The following is an 18,992-nucleotide window of genomic DNA, read 5'->3' on the forward strand; positions in this document are numbered from 1 at the left end:
GTTCCCGCTCAACGGCGGCGGATGAGCGCGCGCACGGCACCCAGGCGGCGTCGATGGCTGGGGACGACGACGTTGACGCCGACGGACCAGAGAGCGGCGGAGGCAGCCGCGATGGTCAGGGCCACCGGGCCCTGGAACACCACGGTGCCGAGGAAACCCGCGACGGCGATGGGGACGCCGGTCACGACGACGGCCACCAGCCCCGACCACGTGAGCGACGCGGCGGGAAGTCCAGACGTACGGCCAGCCCACCACATCTGAATGATCCAGAAGAGGAAGTAGCCGATCGACCCTCCGATCCCCACGCCGACCGGGCCCCACGGAGCCCCGACGAGGATCGCCACGACGACCAGCGGCTGCGTCACGAGGTAGATCGTGAGCTGCTTCCCGGTCAGACCCAGCGACACGAAGATCCAGTAGGGGACCTGCCCGAGTGCTCGGAAGATGCCGACGAGGGCGAGCGCTTGCAGGATTGGCGCCGCGGGAAGCCAGCGTTCGCCCAGGACCAGCAACACGACCGGTTCGGCGAAGCCCACCAGCGTCGCGTAGAAGATCGTGGCCAGGGTGACGGTGAAGTACTGGCCGGTCCGGATGTACTCGATGAAGCGTGCCCGGTCGTCCTGGATGCGGGAGAGGACGGGCACCGCGACGCGGGAGAGCGGGGCCGTCAACTGATTCAGGGGGAGGACGACTAGCTGGAATGCCCTGCTGTAGAGGCCGACGACGCTCGAGCCGAACAGGATGCCCAGGACGACCGTGTCGATGTTCTTGGCGGCGTATGCAATCCCCTGCGTCCCTGCGAGAGCGCCCCCAAACCGCAGGAACCGCCGGATGGAGGTGGTTCGCGACGGGAGCGAGGGATGCCAGCGCGCGAGGATGACGTCCATCGTCAGCGCCAACGCCGCCACGGTGAGGGCCTGGGCGACGAGCGCCCAGTATCCGAACCCGCAGAGTGCGAGGACGATCGCGAGGACGAGCGCGACGGCCTGCGGAGCCGCTTCGGTCACGCCGAGGGTCATGAAGCGCATGTCGCGGTTGATCTGCGCCTTGAATTGAGCGGCGACGCCGTTGAGCAGGAAGGTCACCGACAGCACCTGCGTGATGGGGACGAGCGCGGATTCGCCGTAGATCGCGGCGATGCCCCAGGATCCCAGGAAGACGGCGATTGCCAGGACGAGCCCGATGGCGCTGTTCAGCCAGAACAGATTGCTCTTCTCCGCCGCCGAGACGTTCTTGGCCTGCACCGCGGCCATCGAGAGCCCGAGGTCGCGGAGGAGTTCCCCGAGTCCGATGACGGCGGTGACCATAGCCAGGTAGCCGTAGTCCGTCGGGTCGAGGAGGCGAGCGAGGACGACGATCGATACGGCGAGGAGCCCCAGGCGGACGCCCTGCCACAGCAAAGTGGCGCCGGCTCCGCCGAGCGCGCGACGTCCGAGGCCGGTGGTCAAGAGCGGGTCGCCAGCGCGCGATGCGCGATCTCGCGGATGCGGTGGCGTGCAGCATCGACGCGCTCGGCGATCTCGGCGGAGCGCGCCGCCTGGCGCTCGAGGGTATCGACGAGCTGCTGGGTGCTCATCCCGTCGGATGAGACGGTCATGTCGGTGTAATCGATCGCGTCGAAGTGGCGGCCGACCTTGGCGTCCGGCTCCGCGACCAGATTGACCGGAACGGCCCCCTCGGCCGCGGCGACGATGAGTACATGGAGTCGATCGCTCAGTGCGACCGCCGTCTCGAGGTAGATCTCACGCAGCCGATCCTCCTGCGCCGCGTGGTCGGCGACGACCTCCCAGTCCAGCAGATCGCCGCCCAGATCGCGGTGGAGCTCCTTGCTCCGCTCGGAATCTCGAGCCACCTGCGTGATGACGGTAACGGTCAAGCCGTTGCGCTCAGCGAAGGCACGGATCGCGGCCGCCGTTTCCTCAGAGAGGGGCTGTCGATCACCGCGGTAGGAGACGACCAGGCGGTGGCGCCGCTTCGCGTCGTCGGGGGCACCCGGGAGGAACCCCCAATCGGGCATCACCTCGCCGAACCCGAAGTGCTCCCGCGAGGCGACATCTCGCCACGCGACCATCGACGAGAGACGGTAGAGGCGGCGGAAACGGGCGATGACCGCAGAGTTGGGCTTGCGCTGTCCGACCCCGAGTCGCAGCGCGCGCCCGCCGCGCACGCGAATGGCGAGGATCAGGGGGAGGAGTCGCCGCTGACCCTTGTAGATGTCCTCCTGGAGGAGCAGTTCACCGGGCTTGTCGACCCACCATGTCCGTCCGCGCAGAACGGACCGGTAAGCGGATCGCCTCCACGTGTCGGCGTCGCGGTAGACGACGTCCGAGGCGCGCAGCCGCAACGAGTCGATGAAGTCGGCGCTCGCCTCACCCAGGAGGATGTGCAGTTGTCCGGCACGGGAGAGCTCGTCGAAGAATGCGCGTCGAAGGATCACGTCGCCGATGTTGTCCTCCTGGCCGGTCCCCCGAACGTATATGCGTCGCATCAGGTGTTCTTTCGTCGAAGGGAGTATTTGACTGTGGCCCCGACCGCGTAGAGCACGGCCGCTGCTCCGGGGCGACCGAGACGGACACCCGCCCAGAGGGTCCGTATCATCGCGGCGGGCGATCCGGTGCGGCGGGCGAAGCCGAGGGATTGCGTCAGGACGAAGTCCCCAAGGAGACGGCGGTCGTCGGACAGGAAGCGTCGCGCCCACGCGATGGAGCCCTGCGGGGCGATGCGCTTCGATACCGACCCTTCCGTCGCGTAGTAGCTTGCGAGCGGTTCCCACGCCTGGAACACGCGCAGGTCCGGATGCCGCGCGGCGACCGACGTGAGCCAAGACACGTCCTGATGGAACTTCAAGTCGACGTCGAAAGGGACCTCGAGCGCGAGGGTGCGGGGGAAGAGGAGCGTGGAGGCCTGGATGAACCCGTGCCCGCTTCGGGGGGTTCGTTTGGCGAACATGTAGGTTCGCACGTCCTCGCCGGCGGCGATGGGGAAGCTCGGCTGGATCAACTCCGTGCCGTCCGCCCTCTTCATTCGCGTCCGGGAGGTGGCAAGCCAGGGGCCGGTCGCGTCCGCGACGAGCTCCGAGAGGACCGAGACCTTAGTCGGGGACCACTCGTCGTCGTCGTCCAGCAGGCCGATGACGTCACCGGTCGCTTGTTCGACACCGCTTTGGCGACCGGCGTTGCCACCGGCGCCGGGACCGACGCGGATGATCCGCACGCGGTCGTCGGCGGGGAGACCGAGTTCGTCGGTCGTGTCCGCGGCGACGATGATCTCGTGCACCGGAACCGTCTGCGCCAAGACGCTGTCGACGGCGCGGGACAGTTCCGGTCGACCGATCGTCGGAATGACGACGGACAGTCTCACGATTTCTCCTCATTCTTCGGGATGGACGGCGGGGGAGTGCGGAAAGGCGAGGAATGCGGGGCGGAAACCCGGGCGAGGCCATCGTCCGCGAGCTCCGCCCGCGCGGTCAGGAGCGCGCCACGGCCGTGGTGATTCTCGGCGCACGCCTGCGGCGAGCGAGACCGGGGAGCGGCTCGGTCGCCGGGGTGTCGTCCTTCTCCTGCGCCTGGGCGACGACCGCGAGGCCGACGACGATCCAGAGCAGGAAACTGACAGGGCTCTCCTGCAATGTCGGCAGGACGATCTGCGATACCACCGTGGCGCTCAGCGCGGCGGCCGCGAGGAAGCCCGCCGACGTCCGCGAACGCGTCGCCCGGGCGGCGAGAGTGCCGAGGAGGACGAGGAAGAGCACGAGGACGAGAGGGCCGGATTCGAGCGCGATGAGAAGCCAGAAGCTCTCGACATGGTAGTTCGTCTCGAATTGCAGCGCACGAGGTCCCACGACTCCCAGCCCCATGCCCAGGGGATGCAGGACCAGCTGCTGCAGCCCCTCCTGGAGGCTCGCGGCGTGCCCGCCGAACGAGGTGTCCGTCTCCTCTTCGAGCGCGCCTCCGATGTACAGCACGGCTGCCGCGACGGTCGCCACGCCGGCGACGGCGAGGAAGCCCGCCGAGAGGAGCTGGGAGCTTTTCCGCAACGAGCGGGCGATGAGGACGGCAGCCAGGATCACCCCACCGAAAAGTCCGCTCCGCGACTCCGAGAGCAGGATGGCGACGGCGGGCAGCACCGTGAGTGCGAGTCGGCGCGAGGGGCGTAGACCAGGCGCGCACCAGACCACGGCGAGGGAGATGAGCAGGGCCGCGGCCATCTCGTTGGGTGCGACGTACGGGCTGAAAGCGCGTGGAGACAGGCTCCCGGACGAGAACAGGGACGTCGGGAAGCGTTCCCCGGCAGGAACCGGCAACCGTCCGATGTCGAGCAACCATTGCACGCCGCGGGACCATGTGGCGATGGCGATGATCGAACTGACCTGCGCCATGACGATGACGGCGCCCATCATGCGACGGACGTGGCGGCCCTCGACGAACGCGGGAACGAGGACGAGGAGCAGCAGGGGCTCGTAATCGTTGCGCCATCCGTAGAGTCCCTGCTCAAGCGACGGGGAGAACGCTCCGCTGATGAGCGGGAGCAGCACGAGCAGGCCGACCAGGACCGCGATGCTCGTCGGCGCACGGTTGAACCGTCGGTTGACGAGCGCGGCGATGAGCAGAAGTCCGATGACGGCGTCTTTCAGAACGCCGTACGCGGTTCCGATCGCCCCCGGGGCGACCTGTGAGATCAACGCGTTGAGGGGCAGCAGCACGATGAGGGCGTAGACACCAGCGAGCGGAAAGCGCAAGACCGCGACGACCACGGTGATGCCAATGATCCCGATGAGGACGGGAATGGGGCCGACCGCGACCACGAGCGCCATGAAGACCAATGCCGCCGCGATAGTGATGAGAATCGACCGTTTCACCGTCATGCCTCCCCCCGGGATGTCGGGCACCTATTTCCAGGCGCTTCGACCAGGATATGCGCAGCCCCGGTCGCGGTGTGGCATCGTCGGGTAGCATCGATGAAGGCACGGGCGCCCGTACATCGATCATTCAGGGGTATAGGTGCGAACAGAAATCCATTTCAGGCCCGTTGTCCTCTTGTCGATGGCCGCTTCTGAATCGGGCCGCATCCCGTTTTCGACGCAACGCGCGACCCCCTTTCGCGCAGCATTCCGGCGGGTGTCGTCGTGCGCGTGATGCTATGCCACCCCTCGGCCGAGCTCTACGGCAGCGACCGCATGGCGCTTGAGGCTGCCGTCGGGTTGATCGACCGCGGGATTCACGTCACCGTCGTCCTCCCGGTCGATGGTCCGTTGCGCGACGAGCTCCGCGCCGCCGGCGCGGAGGTCGTCATCCATGACGTGCCCGTGTTGCGGAAGTCGGCGATGAAGCCCGGGGGGTTCGTGAGGCTCGTCCGCGACCTCGTTCTGCGAGGACCGCGAATGGCGGCTGCGCTGCGGCGGACCCGTCCCGACCTCGTCTACGTGAACACCATTGTCCAGCCCTGGTGGGCGCTGGCGGCACGGTTGGCGCGGAAGAAGGTCGTCGTACACGTGAGAGAGGCCGAAGTGGATCCACCGGCCGTGGTTCGCCGGGCCCTCCTCTCGCCGCTCCTGCTCGCGCATTCGGTGATCGCCAACAGTCGGTTCACAGAGCGACAGATTCTTCGGGATTGCCCGGGTGTGCGTTCCCGCACACGCGTCATCTACAACGGGAAGGACTGGTCCTCCTACGTCGTCGCGCATGAAGCGAGTCAGGAAGGGGTTTTCCGGGTCCTCTATCTCGGGCGGCTCAGCCCCCGGAAGGGGACGGATGTCGCTGTGCGCGCGGTCGCCCTGCTCCGCGAGACGGGAGTCGACGCACGATTGACCCTGGCGGGAGCCGTGTTCCCCGGGTACGAGTGGTACGAGCGCGATCTGACAACCCTCGCCGACGAGCTCGGGCTCGACGCGGGCGTCCTGACGTTCACGGGATTCGTCTCTCGGACGCAGGAGCTGTTCTCGACGGCGGACGCTCTCGTCGTGCCGTCGCGTGCCGAACCCTTCGGCACCGTGGCGGCCGAGGGGCTCGCCGCGGGCGTACCGGTGGTCGTCTCGGACGTGCAAGGACTGGTCGAAATCGTCACGGACGGTGAGGACGGGCTGGTCGTGCCGCCGGATGATCCGGATGCCCTGGCCTCGGCGCTGCGCACGCTGGCGGACGATCCGCTGGCGGGGGCCACGCTCGTCGAGAAGGGCCGACGGAGCGTGCACGAGCGCTTCTCGCGCGAGCGTTATCGCGCTGCCATCGCCAACGAGATCCAGCGAGTGGGGGAGTCCCGGTGAAGAAGACGGAGGCGGGCGGCCTGCCCCTCACGACAGTGATCCTGGTCACGTACAACTCCGGAGCCGATCTGGAGCAGTGCGTACGCACGCTCGGTCCCTCGGAGGCGTTCAAGGTCGTGGTCGTCGACAACCGCTCCGTGGACGACTCCGTCGACATCGCCCGTCGGTTGCAGTCCGAGGGCCTCGTCGCGCGCGTGATCGAGAGCCCCACGAACGATGGCTTCGCACGCGCGGTGAACCGGGGCATCGAGTCCTCGGACCCGGGTGGGCTGTTCCTGCTCAACCCCGACGCGCGCATCACCGGCAGCGACCTTCTGCGTCTGGTCGAGAAGGCGCAGGAAGATCCTCGGATCGGCATCCTCGCCCCACTGGTCGACAGTGGACCGCAGGTGCCCACGCTCGCCGCGGGGAAGCAGCCCCGACTGTGGCCCCTCTTCACCCACTTCACCGGATTGGCGCGGGCGTTTCCGCGGGTGCAAGTGCTGCGCGGGCGGCATCTCTACCGAGAGCACCACTCCTACACTCAGGATGTCGAATGGGTCTCCGGCTGCGCGCTGTACCTCGCCCCCGCAGCGCGGTCCTCGGTCGGGACCCTGTCCGATCGATGGTTCATGTACGGGGAAGACATCGAGCTCGCCGACCGCGTGCTCCGACACGGTTTCCGGGTCGTGCTGGATGCCGATGTCGTCGCGACGCACGAGATCGCCGCGTCCGTCAACGCGGCGGGCTCGGCCGTATCGACGATGTGGGCCGAGAACACGTTCGACTTCTACGTCTGGCGGTTCTCACCCGGTCCGGTCAGACGCTTCCTGTGGCGCCTCATCTTCTCCGCCGGTCTGGGTTCACGCGCACTGCTCCTGGCGGTCAAGTCCGCGCGGTCAGGGCCATCCGCTCCCGCGATGCGAGCGCGGGCGGCACGGTTCCGACGATTCGCGGGTGCGGTATGGACGACGAAACCGGCTCGGTAACCTCGCGAACGCTGACGCGCCGCGGCGTCCTGGCGCTCGCTGGAGCGTCCGTCGTGGCGGTCGCGCTGGCTTCGTGTCGCCCCGAGCCAGAGGAGCCCGATTACGCCGTCGAACTGAATGCCCTCCTCAGTCAGGCCGCGCAGGGTGATCGCGTCGTCCTTCCATCGGGGTCTCGGACGGTGCGATCCACGGTGAGACTCCGTTCAGGGGTGGAGCTCGCCGCTCATCCGGACGGGTCGACTCTCACGCTCGCCGATCACACCGACTCCCCCTTCGTGCTGGCCAACGGCATCAGCGGGGCACGTGTGACGAACGTCACATTCGACGGCGGGACGCAGTCCGTCGACGCGGTGTCCCTGCAGATCGACGCCAGTTCGGACATAGTCGTCAACGGCTGCGGCTTCGTCCGTATGAAGCACGCAGTGCACGTATATGCAGATTCCGGCGCGACGTCGGAGCACATCACCGTGGTCGGCTGCACCTTCGATCAGATCAGCGACTTCGCCGTCCGCATCGACGCACAGGCCCAACACATCGAGGTGACCGGCAACACCGTCTCCGCGGTCGCGAAGGGTACAGCCCCATCGCCATCGGCCATCTACGTGCGGGGACGCGACGTCGTGGTACGCGGCAACGTGGTCCTCAGTTCCTACGACACGGGGGTCATGGTCGCAGGCGATGGCGCGCGCGACGTGACGGTCGAAGCGAACACCCTCTCAACCGACATGGTGAGCATCTATTTCGGTAACGGAGCGCGGTCGGGGACCGTCTCCAAGAACACCGTGACCTCCCAGCGTGATTTCGGCGTCCACGTGCACGACCGAGCCGGAGGGCCCGTCGACCTCACGGTCACGGGAAACACCATCGGGCCGACCGGAAAAACCGGAGTGCAGATCGAGGGCGTTCAACGGGTGACGCTCACCGACAACAACATTCGCGACGTGGCCCAGCAGGACGGCAACCCCGACTATTGGCGGTGCGGAGTCGCCGTCACGAAGCTCCGGGACGAGGGTGCTCGATCCGTTCTGATCGAAGACAACAACATCTCCGGCGAGGCCGGGAAGATGGTCTACGGGGTCCTCATCATGGCGGGGACCAGCAATGTCATCGTCACGTCGAACACCGTCAGCGGGGCGGCCGACGCCTCCTACCAGGTCGCTTCCAGCGGAGGGCCCTTCCTGGTCGAGCGCGGGGACGGGTCGGTCGTGGCCCGCCAGGGGGTCACCCGGAAATGGTGAACGGGCGGCCCCAGGCCACGCTCCTCCCGTCGGGTCCGAACGCCTCGAGTCGATAGCGGTATGCCCCGGGCGCCGCGTTGGTGCCGTCGGATCGTTTCCCGTTCCAGACGATGTCCCGCGGCCCCGACGCGTACGCGCGGGCGTCGGTGATGGTGCGCACCAGCTGCCCCGTCGACGTGTAGATCTGCATGGTGAGCGTCGTGCGGTCGCCCGCGACGGTGCGCAAGGTCACGGACTCGCCGGGTCGTACGGTCGACGGAGTCACCAGGTGCGTCGACACGACGAATTTTGGCATCGACGACACGGTCACCGTCGCCCCCAGCGCGTCGTCGACGGTGAGCGCCTGGAGCGCCCCGCGGTCGTACGCATAGGCCGTGGTGTTCGAGACGGGGAGCTTCGTCGTGACCGCTGCGTCCCGGTAAACGGCCTGGGTCACGAAGTTCCGACCGTAGAAGATGTTCCCCCGTGTCGTCGTCCCGTAGTGGGCGGACACGTCGTCGAGGATGATCCGACCGCGCGTCTTGCTCGTCGTGGATTTGAAGACATGGACTTCGGTCACGGTGATCGGATAGTCGATCTTCTTGTCGACGTTCGACCCATAGCTCTTGAAGCTGGGGTTCAGACCGTCGAAGAACAGCGTCTGTCGGGACCACTTCTCCGTTCCCGCGTTGCCGACCTTGCCCTCGAACACCTCTCCCTTGGCATCCCGGATCTTCATATAGACGGGACTGTTGCTGTTGTCGCCGTAGGCCCAGAGCGAGATGGCGCTCGGTCGTCCCTCCACGGGGAGGTTGAGGATCAGTGACGTGCCCTCTGCCGTGGAAGCGCTGTAGTTGTAGTCGAGCGCCACCGCCCCGGTGCCCGCAACGCGGGACGAGGTCGCCGTGAGTGTCGACGTCGCCCCCTGGCCGACGGACCGCGTCGTGATTCCCGCGGTGCTCGCCATGTCACTGAGCACCGTCGTGGAGCCGGCTGACGGGGACGCCGTCCCCGCCGCGACGGATCCGGCGATTCCCGCCGCCGTGCGAGCGAGGGCGGCGTAGGCAGGCTTCTTTCGGCCCGACTGCTCGATGAGTCCGAAGTTGTCGAGCCTGCTACCGCTAGTGCCGAACTCGACGAGGTTATACCAGGCATAGGCCGCTACTCCATGCCCCGCCGCGTCGATCATGGAGCGGCTCAGGTAATCGGCCTGTTCGGCCTCCGAGACGCCGGCGCCCGCCGCGCACGTGGTGCAGGTGGACCACCCAGTCTCAGTGATCCAGATCGACTTCCCCGGAGCGTTGCGCGCCAAGAAGGACTCGGTCGCGGAGATCCAGCTGTCGAGCGTGCTCGGTTCCGGGGCCCCCTCGACGTAGGTGTGCAGACCCAGCCCGTCAAACGACCCCATCGCTCCGGCATCGCGCAGACCGTTCAGGTACTGCTCCGAGTACCCCGCCAGGCCGCCGGTCACCACGATGGCGTCCGGCTGGACGCGCTTGATCGCCGCGTAGGTGTCCTTCAGGAGGCGAGCGTAAGCCGACGCGTCGGGCGCAGGCTTCCAGTACTGGACGATGTTCGGTTCGTTCCAGATCTCCCAGACCTTGACCCGATCCTTGTAGCGCTCGACGGTTGCGACGGCGTAGTTGACGTAGTCGGCGTAGTCGGACGGCGGGTAGTAACGCGCCGTGGAGCTGGCGGTTCCGCTCGGTGCGCTCGATGCCCAGTCGGCGGAGTACACGAGTTTGCCGATGATGTCGATGTTGCGAGCGCGAGCGACGGCGACGGCCTGATCAAACTTCGGCCAGTCGAAGAACCCCTTACGGGGCTCCACCCGGTTCCACTCGAACTCCTCGCGTGCGTAGCGGATGTAGGCGTCCTCCATCGCAGCCGCATCCGTGTCCGCCTTCAACAGGCTCTCGTAGGTCGTCAGCGAAGAGTTGACGGCCGCGACGGAGCCGCGTGTCGCCGACTCCGCGCGCTGCGCGGCGCCCAGGAGGTACGGGGTCGCGATCGTCGACGGGGCGGCCAGATCGCCGTTGGGCGTGGCGTCGTACTCCAGGAGTCCTCGGACGACACCGGCGAGAATACCGCCGCCATCCGAGCGACCGTCCCATCGGATAGTCTGGGTCGTCGCTGTCTGCGCGGTCCCCCGGAACGTCCGGGTCGCGCCGGACGGATCGATCAAACGAAGGCGGTAGTCACCGGCCGCGCCGCTCGCGAAGGTGATGCTGCTGGTGCCGGCGCCGGGGATGATGGACCGCGATGTGGTGGCGGGAGCGGTCCACCCGCTGTCGTCGACCCGCAGGTTGTCGACGCGCACCGAGCCGGTCGCGGGCTGCGAGCCGTTCCGCACGATCACGAGGCGAAAGAGAGCGGCGGGACCGTCGATCAGCCCGTCGCCGTTGCCGCCGGTGGTGGCCGCGGGTGCGCGCGACAGATCGACCGTCACCGTCGACCAGCCGGTGTTGTTGATGTTGCCGACCCGGTAGTAGAGGACCTCGCCCGTCGCGTCGCGCAGCCGGAGATACATCGTGTTGAAGCTGCCATCGCCCTTCACATCGAGCTTGAGGCCCCGCAGCCCAGTGGTCGGTAGGTCTGCAGGGGTTGCACTACGCCCGATTTCGAAGGTACCGCCGCCGAGGTCATAGTCGAGCTTGAGAGAGCGCCCGCCCTCGGTGGCGTCCGTTGATGTCGATAACGAGCCCTTGCCGGCGACGATTGTCCAATCGTCCTGGGAGGAGAAGCTCTCGGCGGCGACGAGACCGGGCGCCGCAAGGGGAATCAGCGTCGAACTCTCGTCGACGGGAGGTTGTGTCGAGGGAATCGGACTGGATGTCGGTGACGCCGTCGGTGCAACGCCCGCGTCGGCGGTGGGGCCGGGTGTTGCTGACAAAGAGGGGCTCGGTGCGGCTGTTTGGCTCGTTGAGCCGGGGGCGGGGGTTTCCGAAACGATGCCCGGAGTAGAGGAGAGCAACGCCACGAGGGCGATGCCGAGCAGGGTCTTCATCCGAGCAGTCCAATCAGGGGCAAGGCGGCCGTCTTGCCGCGACGGTCGACATAAAAATAAGTGGATTGGCGCCGGCTAATCGCCGCGCGCTGACGCCGCTTGCTGTTGCAACTGGGAATACGCGCGGACGTTCAAACGAGAGAAAGGGGGAGGGGCGGGGGGCATTCGGACTGTGCGACGGTCACCCGGGAGGGTAATAGCCGGCCGACGCTGTCTTTCGGACAGTGTGTACCGCTTCGTCTCGCGCGACAAGCCAAAATAAGAGCATTGCGCTTTCCCGACCGGTGGTGCGTTCAGTCGTCACGTCACGCGGTGAGGGGCGGCCGGAATGTACATATGCCGCGTTTCGCTGCTGTGACCTCGCGCATTCGTAACGCTTCCACCTTTCTGGTCTGAAGGACGGAATCTTTCTCCACGGAGTCAAGACGCCCCTGCTGTCGGGGCGTAGGCGAGATCGAGAGCGAGCAGCGGCTCCAAGGCCGCGTCGAGATCTAGGCCTGTGTGGCCTCGACGGCTCATGAAGCCGCGAGCAACGCCTTGCCACCTTGACGCAGCTGGGCATCTACCTGAACGACTTCTCGGTCAGCAAGCTGGAGTACCACCTCTCAACCGAGGTCTTCGCCTCGTGCAACGCAGCGGATCGCACCGTGAACGTCAGCATGAACATGCGCAACGGCATCACGGATGACATCACGAACGCGTACACGCTGGGCTTCCGTAACAGCTCCTACGGCCTGCCTCCGCGCACGATGATGCTGGACACGCTGTTCTTCGCACCTCCCGGCGCGGCGATCACGGCGATGGACCCCGGGCAGGGCGACATCGCGTCGCTGTCGCGCAGCGGCAACGAGAACGGCAACACCGGCGAGAGCCGTATGGTCACGCTCGGCCAGAACGAGACCCGCACCGTCTCGTATACCGTGCAGCTGCCCTCCGGCCCGCTCGGTCCGCTCGATCTGCGCCACACCCCGACGGCGAGCGACACCCCGGTCACGATCGATCCGTCGTGCGACCCGTTCGTCGCCGGTTTCTCCAGCTGACGATCCTCGACCTCTTCGGGCCACCGCCGGGCTCTGAGGGGGAGGAAGGATGCCGTGAGCGTCACCGCTCGCGGCATCCGGCTGCGCGAATTGTGCAAGTCTTAGCGCAATCTTGACAATCCCTTGACGTTCCGCCGCGAAAGCATTGCGGTCCTCCCGATTGCATGGGTGATGCGCTGGGCTGCGATCCGGCGCGACGATCGCGCATCCGGTGCGGTCCTGTCGTACTGCGTCGGGGGGCGTCGGTGGTCATCGCGGTCAACGACACCGCTCCGATCGAAGCCGGATTCGGCAGCGTGCGTATTCGCGCGAGTGTTCACGCGCGGCCGGTGTCCGTGGCATCCGGAGCCGCGGACGACGAGGTCTCCCTGCTCATCGCGCTCGACCGCCCTCCCTCCATTCGTGGGGCGGTGACCGAGAAGGGGCCGAGCACGGCACTGCTCGCCTCACGAGCGCAGGCGGCGATGACCCCGGCGGCGAAGTGCCACCTCGTGCTGACGTTCCCCGCTCAGGTGCTGAACGGCATCGGGATCGAGGCTCCCTTCGCGCACGCGATCGATACGCATTCCGCCCTCTTCTGGCCGTTCTTGACCTTCGCGTGGACCTGCGCGACGACGCGAGACCGGCAGACCGGGCTTTCGCTCTACTTCATGGAGCGACTGCTGCAGGAGATGATCGTCGGCGTCGTCGTGGCGTCGCTGAAAGCCCGGCACGACAAGCCCGCGGCGGACCTGCACGCGGCCGCCCTGTCGGTCATCACCGCGCGCGTCGGGGATCCCGACTTGACGGCGGCGTCCGTCGCCGCGGAGCTGAACACGTCGTTGCGCACGTTGCAGCGGCAGTTCACGGCGCGCGGCACGACGATGGACCGCAGCATCCGGGGCGCGCGTGTTCGGCACGCCATGACACTGCTGCGCGATCCAGCGTATTCCTCGCTCTCGATCGAGCGGGTGGCGCACACCTGCGGTCTCGCGAACGGCTCGTCTCTTGCTCGGGCGTTCGCCGCTGAGGGGCATCCCTCTCCGACGCGCGTGCGCGCTGCGCGCCGCCCGCACGCGGTTCGCGCCTGACGCGCCATCTCTCATACCCGAGACGCCGTCTTCCGCCACTCACCCGCGTGCTCACCGCCCCGCGTCGAGATCATCGCCGTGTTGTCACCTCGTTCTTCACCCGATGACGGACGAGACATCCGATCGAACCCCTGGGGGGCACACATGAGCACCGAGAACTCCGAGACCGCCACCGGCTCCGTCAGTCGTCGCGCCGTCATCAAGACCGCCGCGTGGGCCGCGCCCGTCATCGCCGTGGCCGTCGCCGCGCCGCTGGCCTCCGCCAGCACGACCGGACCGCAGCCTGTGCCGTCGGGGTCCGCGAGCACGCTCGACGGTGGCACGTCGATCTCCACCTACCGTGGCGGCAACCCGAACGAGATCCGTATCAACCAGTCGACCTCGGGCTTCGGGTTCTTCATCTACGACGGAAACGGCGACGAGTATCCGGCCGGTTCCTACTACGCGTCGGCGCCCACGATCACGGTGAAGTGGTCGGGATCGGGCGACTACACCCCGATCCTCCAGAACCTGCGCGGCTGGACCCAGTCCGGCGGCACGGTCGCGTCTGGGACGTCGGGCAGCATCACGTTCTCGTACTCCGGCCAGCTGCTCAACGGCTCGGCGAACCGCGTTCCGGCTCCGTACGTCATCCTCCGCCCGACCTCGGGAAACACTCTGCCGCCGACGCGCGCCGTCGTCGAGGCCTCGGCCGTCAACTTCGAGACGATCGACAGCGGCGTCACCATCTGATCCACCGGTGACACGAGGGCGTCGCGCACACCGCGCGGCGCCCTTCGTCGTCCGTGCGCGTCAACGTCTTCCCCGCGATGACCACGCGCGCCACAATGAGCGGTGAATCGACCCGGCGTTCCGGCCGGATCGACCGAGTGAGGGGGAACGCCATGGGCGTCGACGACATCATCAACAAGGGCAAGAAGCTCCTCGACGAGAACCGCGACAAGATCGAAGAGGCGCTCAAGAGCGAGAAGGCCGAAGAGATCAGCGACAAGATCCTCGACGGCGCCGCCGACGCGATCAAGAAGGTCGTGCCGGCCGAGCAGCACACAAAGGTCGACGAGGTCCGTCAGAACGTCGACAAGCACATCGGCAACGCCTGACACCTATTCGCGCCGGCGCCGTTCCCACCTCGGGGGCGGCGCCGTCGTCGGACGGACGCCGCGGACGGGGGAGCGGCGGCCCGCCCGCCGTCAGTCCAGTGGGCCGAACGCGCGGTCGAGGGGCCACACGATCGCGCGTACCTCGCCGATCATGTCCGCGCGGTCGACGAAGCGTGCGCAGTCCGTGGATGCCGGGGCTCCTCGGCATCCGACGACCGAGTCGGCCGAGTTCGCCCGGTTGTCGCCCATCACGAGGTACTGGCCCTCGGGAACGTCGATGGGGCCGAAGCATCGCGAGGACGTGGGGGCGCTCTCGCAGTCGAGCTGTCCAGCGATGAAGGGCAGGTCGTTGCGAACGTACTCCTCGTCGAGCGCGATCCCGTCGACCTCGACCTGCCCCTCAGCGCTGCAGCACCGCACCGTCGACCCCGGTGTCCCCACGACGCGCTTCACGAGCGCGTCGAGGTTGCTCGGTCCGAATCCGACGAGGTCGCCGACCCACCCCGCCGCCGTCCGCAGCGCTCCGCGCGGCGCGGCATCCGTCTTCCACCCGTCCGGGCGCGAGAAGACGACGACGTCGCCCTGCGCAGGGTCGGACATGGCGAGCGAGATCCGGTCGGCCACGATGCGGTCGCCGGTCTCGAGCGTGGGCGACATCGACTCCGACGGCACCTGGAACGGCTTGACCAGGAACAGCTGTACGAGGGCCAGCACGATGAACGCCGCGATCACGTGGGTCACGGGCGACCGGCGCACCCGTCGCCATCCGCGCGCACGCGGCACCGGGGGAGAGGTCCGGTCGGTCATGCGGCCTCGATGAACCCGCGTGTGCGCAGCTCGTCGAGAGTGGAACGGATCACCGCCGACGCGCTCCCCTCCGCCGGCTCGCCGAACTCCGCCTCCGCCGCCTCGGCGATCGTCTCCTCGGACGCCCCCGCGAGACACAGCGTCCACACGAGGCGTCCGAGCTGCTCGAGCGCCGTCACCACACCGTCGCGGAGGATGCACGCGCGGCCGTCCACGAGGATCGCGTCGTCGTACGCGGTGGCCCGCCACGGACCCACGGAGTCCGTGCGGCGGGGGAGCGTCCAGGCTTGGGCGCGCGGCGGGGGCGCATCGAACATCTGCTGCACGAGGGCCGGGAGCTCGGTGGCATCCCGGTAGATCAACCGGGTGGGGGCGCCGATCGTGTCGAACAGTCGCGCCAGCCGCTGCAACGGGGCCGGCATCTCCGGCAGATAGCTGATCTGCGGGGTCAACTCGCAGACGGCGTCGATGAGGTCGACGACTTCGGGGCCGACCGTCGGGGACCCGGGTCGGCGGTCGATGAGCGTGAGCCCGACGAGCCGGAGCGGCACAGCGGGCAGACCCTTCAGCCCGAAGTGGCTGGGCGCGATCTGCTCCTTGTGGACGAGCCCCTCGGTGATGACCGAGAGCGGCTTGCGATAGGGGCTCACCGCGAGGTCGTCGGCGACGGCCACGGTCTCGTCGCTCACGTAGCTGAAGTGCTGTCCCAGATGACGGGATGCCGTGGTCTTGCCGCGACCGGAGGGTCCCACCAGCGCGATCGTGCGGCCGTCCTCGGTGGCCACCCCGGCAGCGTGCAGGAGCAGCCGCGTGCCGCGGAGGGCGTCGAGCGCCTCCAGCGTGACGAGGGTGGAGAGGTTCGAGAGCCCGCCGTCGGGGTCGACGAACGCGTCGGGGTGGAGCTCCAGCACGCGACGACCGCGGGTGTCCTCGGCCCCGACGCGGCAATCGCGCCACGCCTCCAGGATGCGGGAGCGCATCCGGTCCGGCAGGGGGGCGTCGGTGCGCATGTCGACGACGACGCCCATCGCGTCGACGGTGCATACGGTCGCGGGTGCAGACCCGTCGTCAGCAGGACTCATCCGTGCCTTCCTGTCCGGCCGGAGACGCGCGATGGTCGTTGTGATCGCCCCCCAGGCGCGACCATCCTATGGCGCAGCTCCGCCGGTTCGGGATGGGTTCGAAGGGTGATCCTGAGCATCCGCCGCACGCGACACGCCCGGGTTTGCGACACGTGCCGGGGGTCCGTAGACTAGTCCAGTTCCACACTCCGGCGTGCGCTCGGCGCGCGCCAGGATCACTGTCTCGGCAGTGCACAGGCGGCGCGGAAGCGCAGGGTCCTGGGCCGCGGGCAGCAGAACACCACACCGAACCCCTCATCCTTCACGGGATTCGCATGCGTGCGTGCGCGGGGCGGGCCGGAGGCCACGACGTGGCATCCGGTTTGACAGCTGAACAGCGGTGCAGCATCTCTCGCGTGAGCGAGGGGAAGTGCCAGGGTGCGTCAGCACCACCGTGCGTCCAATGCCCCAGGTCGGGTAAGACGCTGAAAGAGAGAGAGCAGACAATGGCGGGACAGAAGATCCGCATTCGCCTGAAGTCGTACGACCACGCCGGGCTCGACTCGTCGGCGCGCAAGATCGTCGACACCGTGACCCGTGCCGGCGCCACCGTGGTGGGCCCGGTTCCCCTTCCGACCGAGAAGAACGTCGTGTGCGTCATCCGGTCGCCCCACAAGTACAAGGACAGCCGCGAGCACTTCGAGATGCGCACCCACAAGCGCCTCATCGACATCATCGACCCGACGCCCAAGGCCGTCGACTCGCTGATGCGCCTCGACCTCCCGGCCGATGTCAACATCGAGATCAAGCTCTGAGGTTCGACATGGCTGACATCAACTCCAAGATCTCCAAGGGCCTCCTCGGCACCAAGCTCGGTATGACCCAGGTGTGGGACGAGAACGGCAAGCTCGTTCCCGTCACCGTCATCGAGGTCGCCCCGAACGTCGTGACCCAGCTGCGCTCGCTCGAGAAGGACGGCTACAACGCCGTTCAGATCGGCTACGGCCAGATCGACCCCCGCAAGGTGAACAAGCCCCTCACGGCTCACTTCGACGCCGCCGGTGTCACCCCGCGCCGCCACCTCACCGAGGTGCGCACCGCGGATGCCGCCGACTACTCGCTGGGCCAGGAGCTCACCGTCGACGGTCTCTTCGAGGCCGGCCAGCTGGTCGACGTCGTCGGCACCAGCAAGGGCAAGGGCACCGCCGGTGTCATGAAGCGTCACAACTTCAAGGGTGTCTCCGCATCGCACGGTGCGCACCGCAACCACCGCAAGCCCGGTTCGATCGGCGCCTCGTCGACCCCGAGCCGCGTCTTCAAGGGCATGCGCATGGCCGGCCGTATGGGTGGCGAGCGCGTGACCGTCCTCAACCTCACGGTGCACGCCGTCGACGCCGAGAAGGGCCTGATGCTCGTCAAGGGCGCCGTCCCCGGTGCTCGTGGCCGCATCGTCTACGTCCGCAACGCAGTGAAGGGTGCCTGATCATGGCTGACTCGACTCTCGCGCTCGACGTCGTGAAGGCCGACGGCAACAAGGCCGGCTCTGTCGAGCTGCCCGCCGCGCTCTTCGACGTCAAGACGAACATCCCCCTCATCCACCAGGTCGTCGTGGCGCAGCGCGCCGCGGCTCGCCAGGGCACGCACTCGACCAAGCGTCGTGGCGAGGTCTCGGGTGCCGGCCGCAAGCCCTTCAAGCAGAAGGGCACGGGTAACGCCCGTCAGGGCTCGATCCGCGCGCCGCACATGACCGGTGGTGGCATCGTCCACGGGCCCAAGCCCCGCGACTACAGCCAGCGCACCCCCAAGAAGATGATCGCCGCCGCCCTCCTGGGTGCGCTCAGCGACCGTGCTCGTGGGCAGCGCCTCCACATCGTCGACAGCTTCGCCATCGAGGGTGCGCCCTCGACCAAGGCCGCCGCTGCCGCGCTGAAGGCCTTCGGTGCCGTCAAGAACGTCCTGGTGGTCATCGACCGCGACGACGAGCTGACGATCAAGAGCGTGCGCAACCTCGCGTACGTCCACGTGCTGACCGTCGGCCAGCTCAACACGTACGACGTGCTCGTCTCCGACGACATCGTCTTCACCAAGGCCGCCTACGACGCGTTCGTCGCGTCGAAGAGCGCTGCCACCGAGGAGGTCTCGGCATGACCACCGTCAACAAGGACCCGCGCGACATCATCCTGAAGCCGGTCGTCTCCGAGAAGAGCTACTCGCTCATCGACGAGGGCAAGTACACCTTCCTGGTGGACCCCCGCTCGTCGAAGACCGAGATCAAGCTCGCGATCGAGAAGATCTTCGGCGTCAAGGTCGCTTCGGTGAACACGCTGAACCGTCAGGGCAAGGCCCGTCGGACCCGCTTCGGCATCGGCAAGCGCAAGGACACCAAGCGTGCCATCGTCACGCTGAAGTCCGGCACCATCGACATCTTCACGTCTGTCGGCTGACGGTCGGGATAGAGGA

General features: G+C 67.6%; 18 protein-coding genes. 11 read left to right on the forward strand and 7 right to left on the reverse strand.

All coding sequences use genetic code 11. From position 1 onward, the window contains the following. Positions 1–8: 8 nt before the first annotated feature. From AB0N80_RS04975 to AB0N80_RS04990, 4 genes are all read right to left on the reverse strand, one after another. Positions 9–1,448 (reverse strand): lipopolysaccharide biosynthesis protein, encoded by a 1,440-nt coding sequence (locus tag AB0N80_RS04975; RefSeq protein ID WP_363577918.1) that lies wholly within the window; start codon positions 1,446–1,448, stop codon positions 9–11. Then, a complete protein-coding gene (locus AB0N80_RS04980) occupies positions 1,445–2,488 on the reverse strand; it encodes a polysaccharide pyruvyl transferase family protein (RefSeq protein WP_363577920.1) in 1,044 nt (347 codons plus the stop codon). The genes AB0N80_RS04975 and AB0N80_RS04980 overlap by 4 nt, the downstream gene beginning before the upstream one ends. Continuing rightward, positions 2,488–3,360, reverse strand: coding sequence for a glycosyltransferase family 2 protein (locus tag AB0N80_RS04985; protein ID WP_363577922.1), 873 nt, complete (start codon positions 3,358–3,360; stop codon positions 2,488–2,490). Before AB0N80_RS04985 ends, AB0N80_RS04980 begins: the two co-directional genes overlap by 1 nt. A gap of 106 nt (positions 3,361–3,466) precedes the next feature. Then, positions 3,467–4,858, reverse strand: a complete 1,392-nt coding sequence (locus AB0N80_RS04990) for an O-antigen ligase family protein (protein WP_363577924.1) — start codon at positions 4,856–4,858, stop codon at positions 3,467–3,469. Between the two features lie 318 nt (positions 4,859–5,176). Between AB0N80_RS04990 and AB0N80_RS04995 the strand changes: the two genes are divergently transcribed. Genes AB0N80_RS04995 through AB0N80_RS05005 form a run of 3 tightly spaced genes read left to right on the forward strand, consistent with a single transcriptional unit; the run spans position 5,177 to position 8,468 of the window. Then, on the forward strand, positions 5,177–6,262 hold the full coding sequence (locus tag AB0N80_RS04995; RefSeq protein WP_363578184.1) for a glycosyltransferase family 4 protein: 1,086 nt from the start codon (positions 5,177–5,179) through the stop codon (positions 6,260–6,262). Continuing rightward, positions 6,259–7,230, forward strand: coding sequence for a glycosyltransferase family 2 protein (locus tag AB0N80_RS05000; RefSeq protein ID WP_363577926.1), 972 nt, complete (start codon positions 6,259–6,261; stop codon positions 7,228–7,230). Before AB0N80_RS04995 ends, AB0N80_RS05000 begins: the two co-directional genes overlap by 4 nt. After that, positions 7,206–8,468, forward strand: coding sequence for a right-handed parallel beta-helix repeat-containing protein (locus tag AB0N80_RS05005; RefSeq protein ID WP_363577928.1), 1,263 nt, complete (start codon positions 7,206–7,208; stop codon positions 8,466–8,468). Before AB0N80_RS05000 ends, AB0N80_RS05005 begins: the two co-directional genes overlap by 25 nt. On the opposite strand, the gene AB0N80_RS05010 is transcribed toward AB0N80_RS05005, so the two are convergent. Continuing rightward, positions 8,452–11,004, reverse strand: coding sequence for a FlgD immunoglobulin-like domain containing protein (locus tag AB0N80_RS05010; RefSeq protein WP_363577930.1), 2,553 nt, complete (start codon positions 11,002–11,004; stop codon positions 8,452–8,454). The two genes, AB0N80_RS05005 and AB0N80_RS05010, sit on opposite strands and share 17 nt — an antisense overlap. 995 nt (positions 11,005–11,999) lie before the next feature. On the opposite strand from AB0N80_RS05010, the gene AB0N80_RS05015 reads away from it, so the two are divergent. The 4 genes from AB0N80_RS05015 to AB0N80_RS05030 all read left to right on the forward strand — a co-directional run bounded on the left by AB0N80_RS05015 (position 12,000) and on the right by AB0N80_RS05030 (position 14,664). Next, complete coding sequence (locus AB0N80_RS05015) at positions 12,000–12,494, forward strand: hypothetical protein (protein WP_363577932.1); 495 nt, start codon at positions 12,000–12,002, stop codon at positions 12,492–12,494. A gap of 245 nt (positions 12,495–12,739) precedes the next feature. Further along, positions 12,740–13,564, forward strand: coding sequence for a helix-turn-helix domain-containing protein (locus AB0N80_RS05020; protein ID WP_315993618.1), 825 nt, complete (start codon positions 12,740–12,742; stop codon positions 13,562–13,564). A 144-nt stretch (positions 13,565–13,708) separates the two neighbouring features. Then, positions 13,709–14,296, forward strand: coding sequence for a hypothetical protein (locus tag AB0N80_RS05025; RefSeq protein ID WP_315993617.1), 588 nt, complete (start codon positions 13,709–13,711; stop codon positions 14,294–14,296). A gap of 152 nt (positions 14,297–14,448) precedes the next feature. Then, positions 14,449–14,664: a hypothetical protein gene (locus tag AB0N80_RS05030; RefSeq protein ID WP_363577935.1), complete on the forward strand. Its 216-nt coding sequence runs from the start codon at positions 14,449–14,451 to the stop codon at positions 14,662–14,664. 90 nt (positions 14,665–14,754) lie between these two features. On the opposite strand, the gene lepB is transcribed toward AB0N80_RS05030, so the two are convergent. Next, positions 14,755–15,471, reverse strand: coding sequence for a signal peptidase I (lepB, locus tag AB0N80_RS05035; protein ID WP_363577937.1), 717 nt, complete (start codon positions 15,469–15,471; stop codon positions 14,755–14,757). Then, positions 15,468–16,553 (reverse strand): PqqD family peptide modification chaperone, encoded by a 1,086-nt coding sequence (locus AB0N80_RS05040; RefSeq protein ID WP_363577939.1) that lies wholly within the window; start codon positions 16,551–16,553, stop codon positions 15,468–15,470. The genes lepB and AB0N80_RS05040 overlap by 4 nt, the downstream gene beginning before the upstream one ends. A gap of 485 nt (positions 16,554–17,038) precedes the next feature. On the opposite strand from AB0N80_RS05040, the gene rpsJ reads away from it, so the two are divergent. Genes rpsJ through rplW form a run of 4 tightly spaced genes read left to right on the forward strand, consistent with a single transcriptional unit; the run spans position 17,039 to position 18,976 of the window. Further along, complete coding sequence (gene rpsJ / locus AB0N80_RS05045; RefSeq protein WP_013584016.1) at positions 17,039–17,347, forward strand: 30S ribosomal protein S10; 309 nt, start codon at positions 17,039–17,041, stop codon at positions 17,345–17,347. A gap of 8 nt (positions 17,348–17,355) precedes the next feature. Beyond that, positions 17,356–18,015, forward strand: coding sequence for a 50S ribosomal protein L3 (rplC, locus tag AB0N80_RS05050; RefSeq protein WP_076673698.1), 660 nt, complete (start codon positions 17,356–17,358; stop codon positions 18,013–18,015). A 2-nt stretch (positions 18,016–18,017) separates the two neighbouring features. Beyond that, complete coding sequence (gene rplD / locus AB0N80_RS05055) at positions 18,018–18,680, forward strand: 50S ribosomal protein L4 (RefSeq protein ID WP_076673700.1); 663 nt, start codon at positions 18,018–18,020, stop codon at positions 18,678–18,680. Then, complete coding sequence (gene rplW, locus AB0N80_RS05060) at positions 18,677–18,976, forward strand: 50S ribosomal protein L23 (protein WP_013584013.1); 300 nt, start codon at positions 18,677–18,679, stop codon at positions 18,974–18,976. Before rplD ends, rplW begins: the two co-directional genes overlap by 4 nt. Positions 18,977–18,992: the final 16 nt, after the last annotated feature.

The organism is Microbacterium sp. NPDC089188, assembly GCF_040685155.1.
Taxonomy (GTDB): domain Bacteria; phylum Actinomycetota; class Actinomycetes; order Actinomycetales; family Microbacteriaceae; genus Microbacterium; species Microbacterium galbum.

Bases quoted from the DNA above. Each gene is read 5' to 3' on its own strand.
- AB0N80_RS04980 (WP_363577920.1), bottom strand. From the start codon at position 2,488: ATGCGACGCATATACGTTCGGGGGACCGGCCAGGAGGACAACATCGGC.
- AB0N80_RS04995 (WP_363578184.1), top strand. From the start codon at position 5,177: ATGGCGCTTGAGGCTGCCGTCGGGTTGATCGACCGCGGGATTCACGTC.
- AB0N80_RS05005 (WP_363577928.1), top strand. From the start codon at position 7,206: ATGGACGACGAAACCGGCTCGGTAACCTCGCGAACGCTGACGCGCCGC.
- AB0N80_RS05025 (WP_315993617.1), top strand. From the start codon at position 13,709: ATGAGCACCGAGAACTCCGAGACCGCCACCGGCTCCGTCAGTCGTCGC.
- AB0N80_RS05030 (WP_363577935.1), top strand. From the start codon at position 14,449: ATGGGCGTCGACGACATCATCAACAAGGGCAAGAAGCTCCTCGACGAG.
- lepB (WP_363577937.1), bottom strand. From the start codon at position 15,471: ATGACCGACCGGACCTCTCCCCCGGTGCCGCGTGCGCGCGGATGGCGA.
- AB0N80_RS05040 (WP_363577939.1), bottom strand. From the start codon at position 16,553: ATGAGTCCTGCTGACGACGGGTCTGCACCCGCGACCGTATGCACCGTC.
- rpsJ (WP_013584016.1), top strand. From the start codon at position 17,039: ATGGCGGGACAGAAGATCCGCATTCGCCTGAAGTCGTACGACCACGCC.
- rplC (WP_076673698.1), top strand. From the start codon at position 17,356: ATGGCTGACATCAACTCCAAGATCTCCAAGGGCCTCCTCGGCACCAAG.
- rplD (WP_076673700.1), top strand. From the start codon at position 18,018: ATGGCTGACTCGACTCTCGCGCTCGACGTCGTGAAGGCCGACGGCAAC.
- rplW (WP_013584013.1), top strand. From the start codon at position 18,677: ATGACCACCGTCAACAAGGACCCGCGCGACATCATCCTGAAGCCGGTC.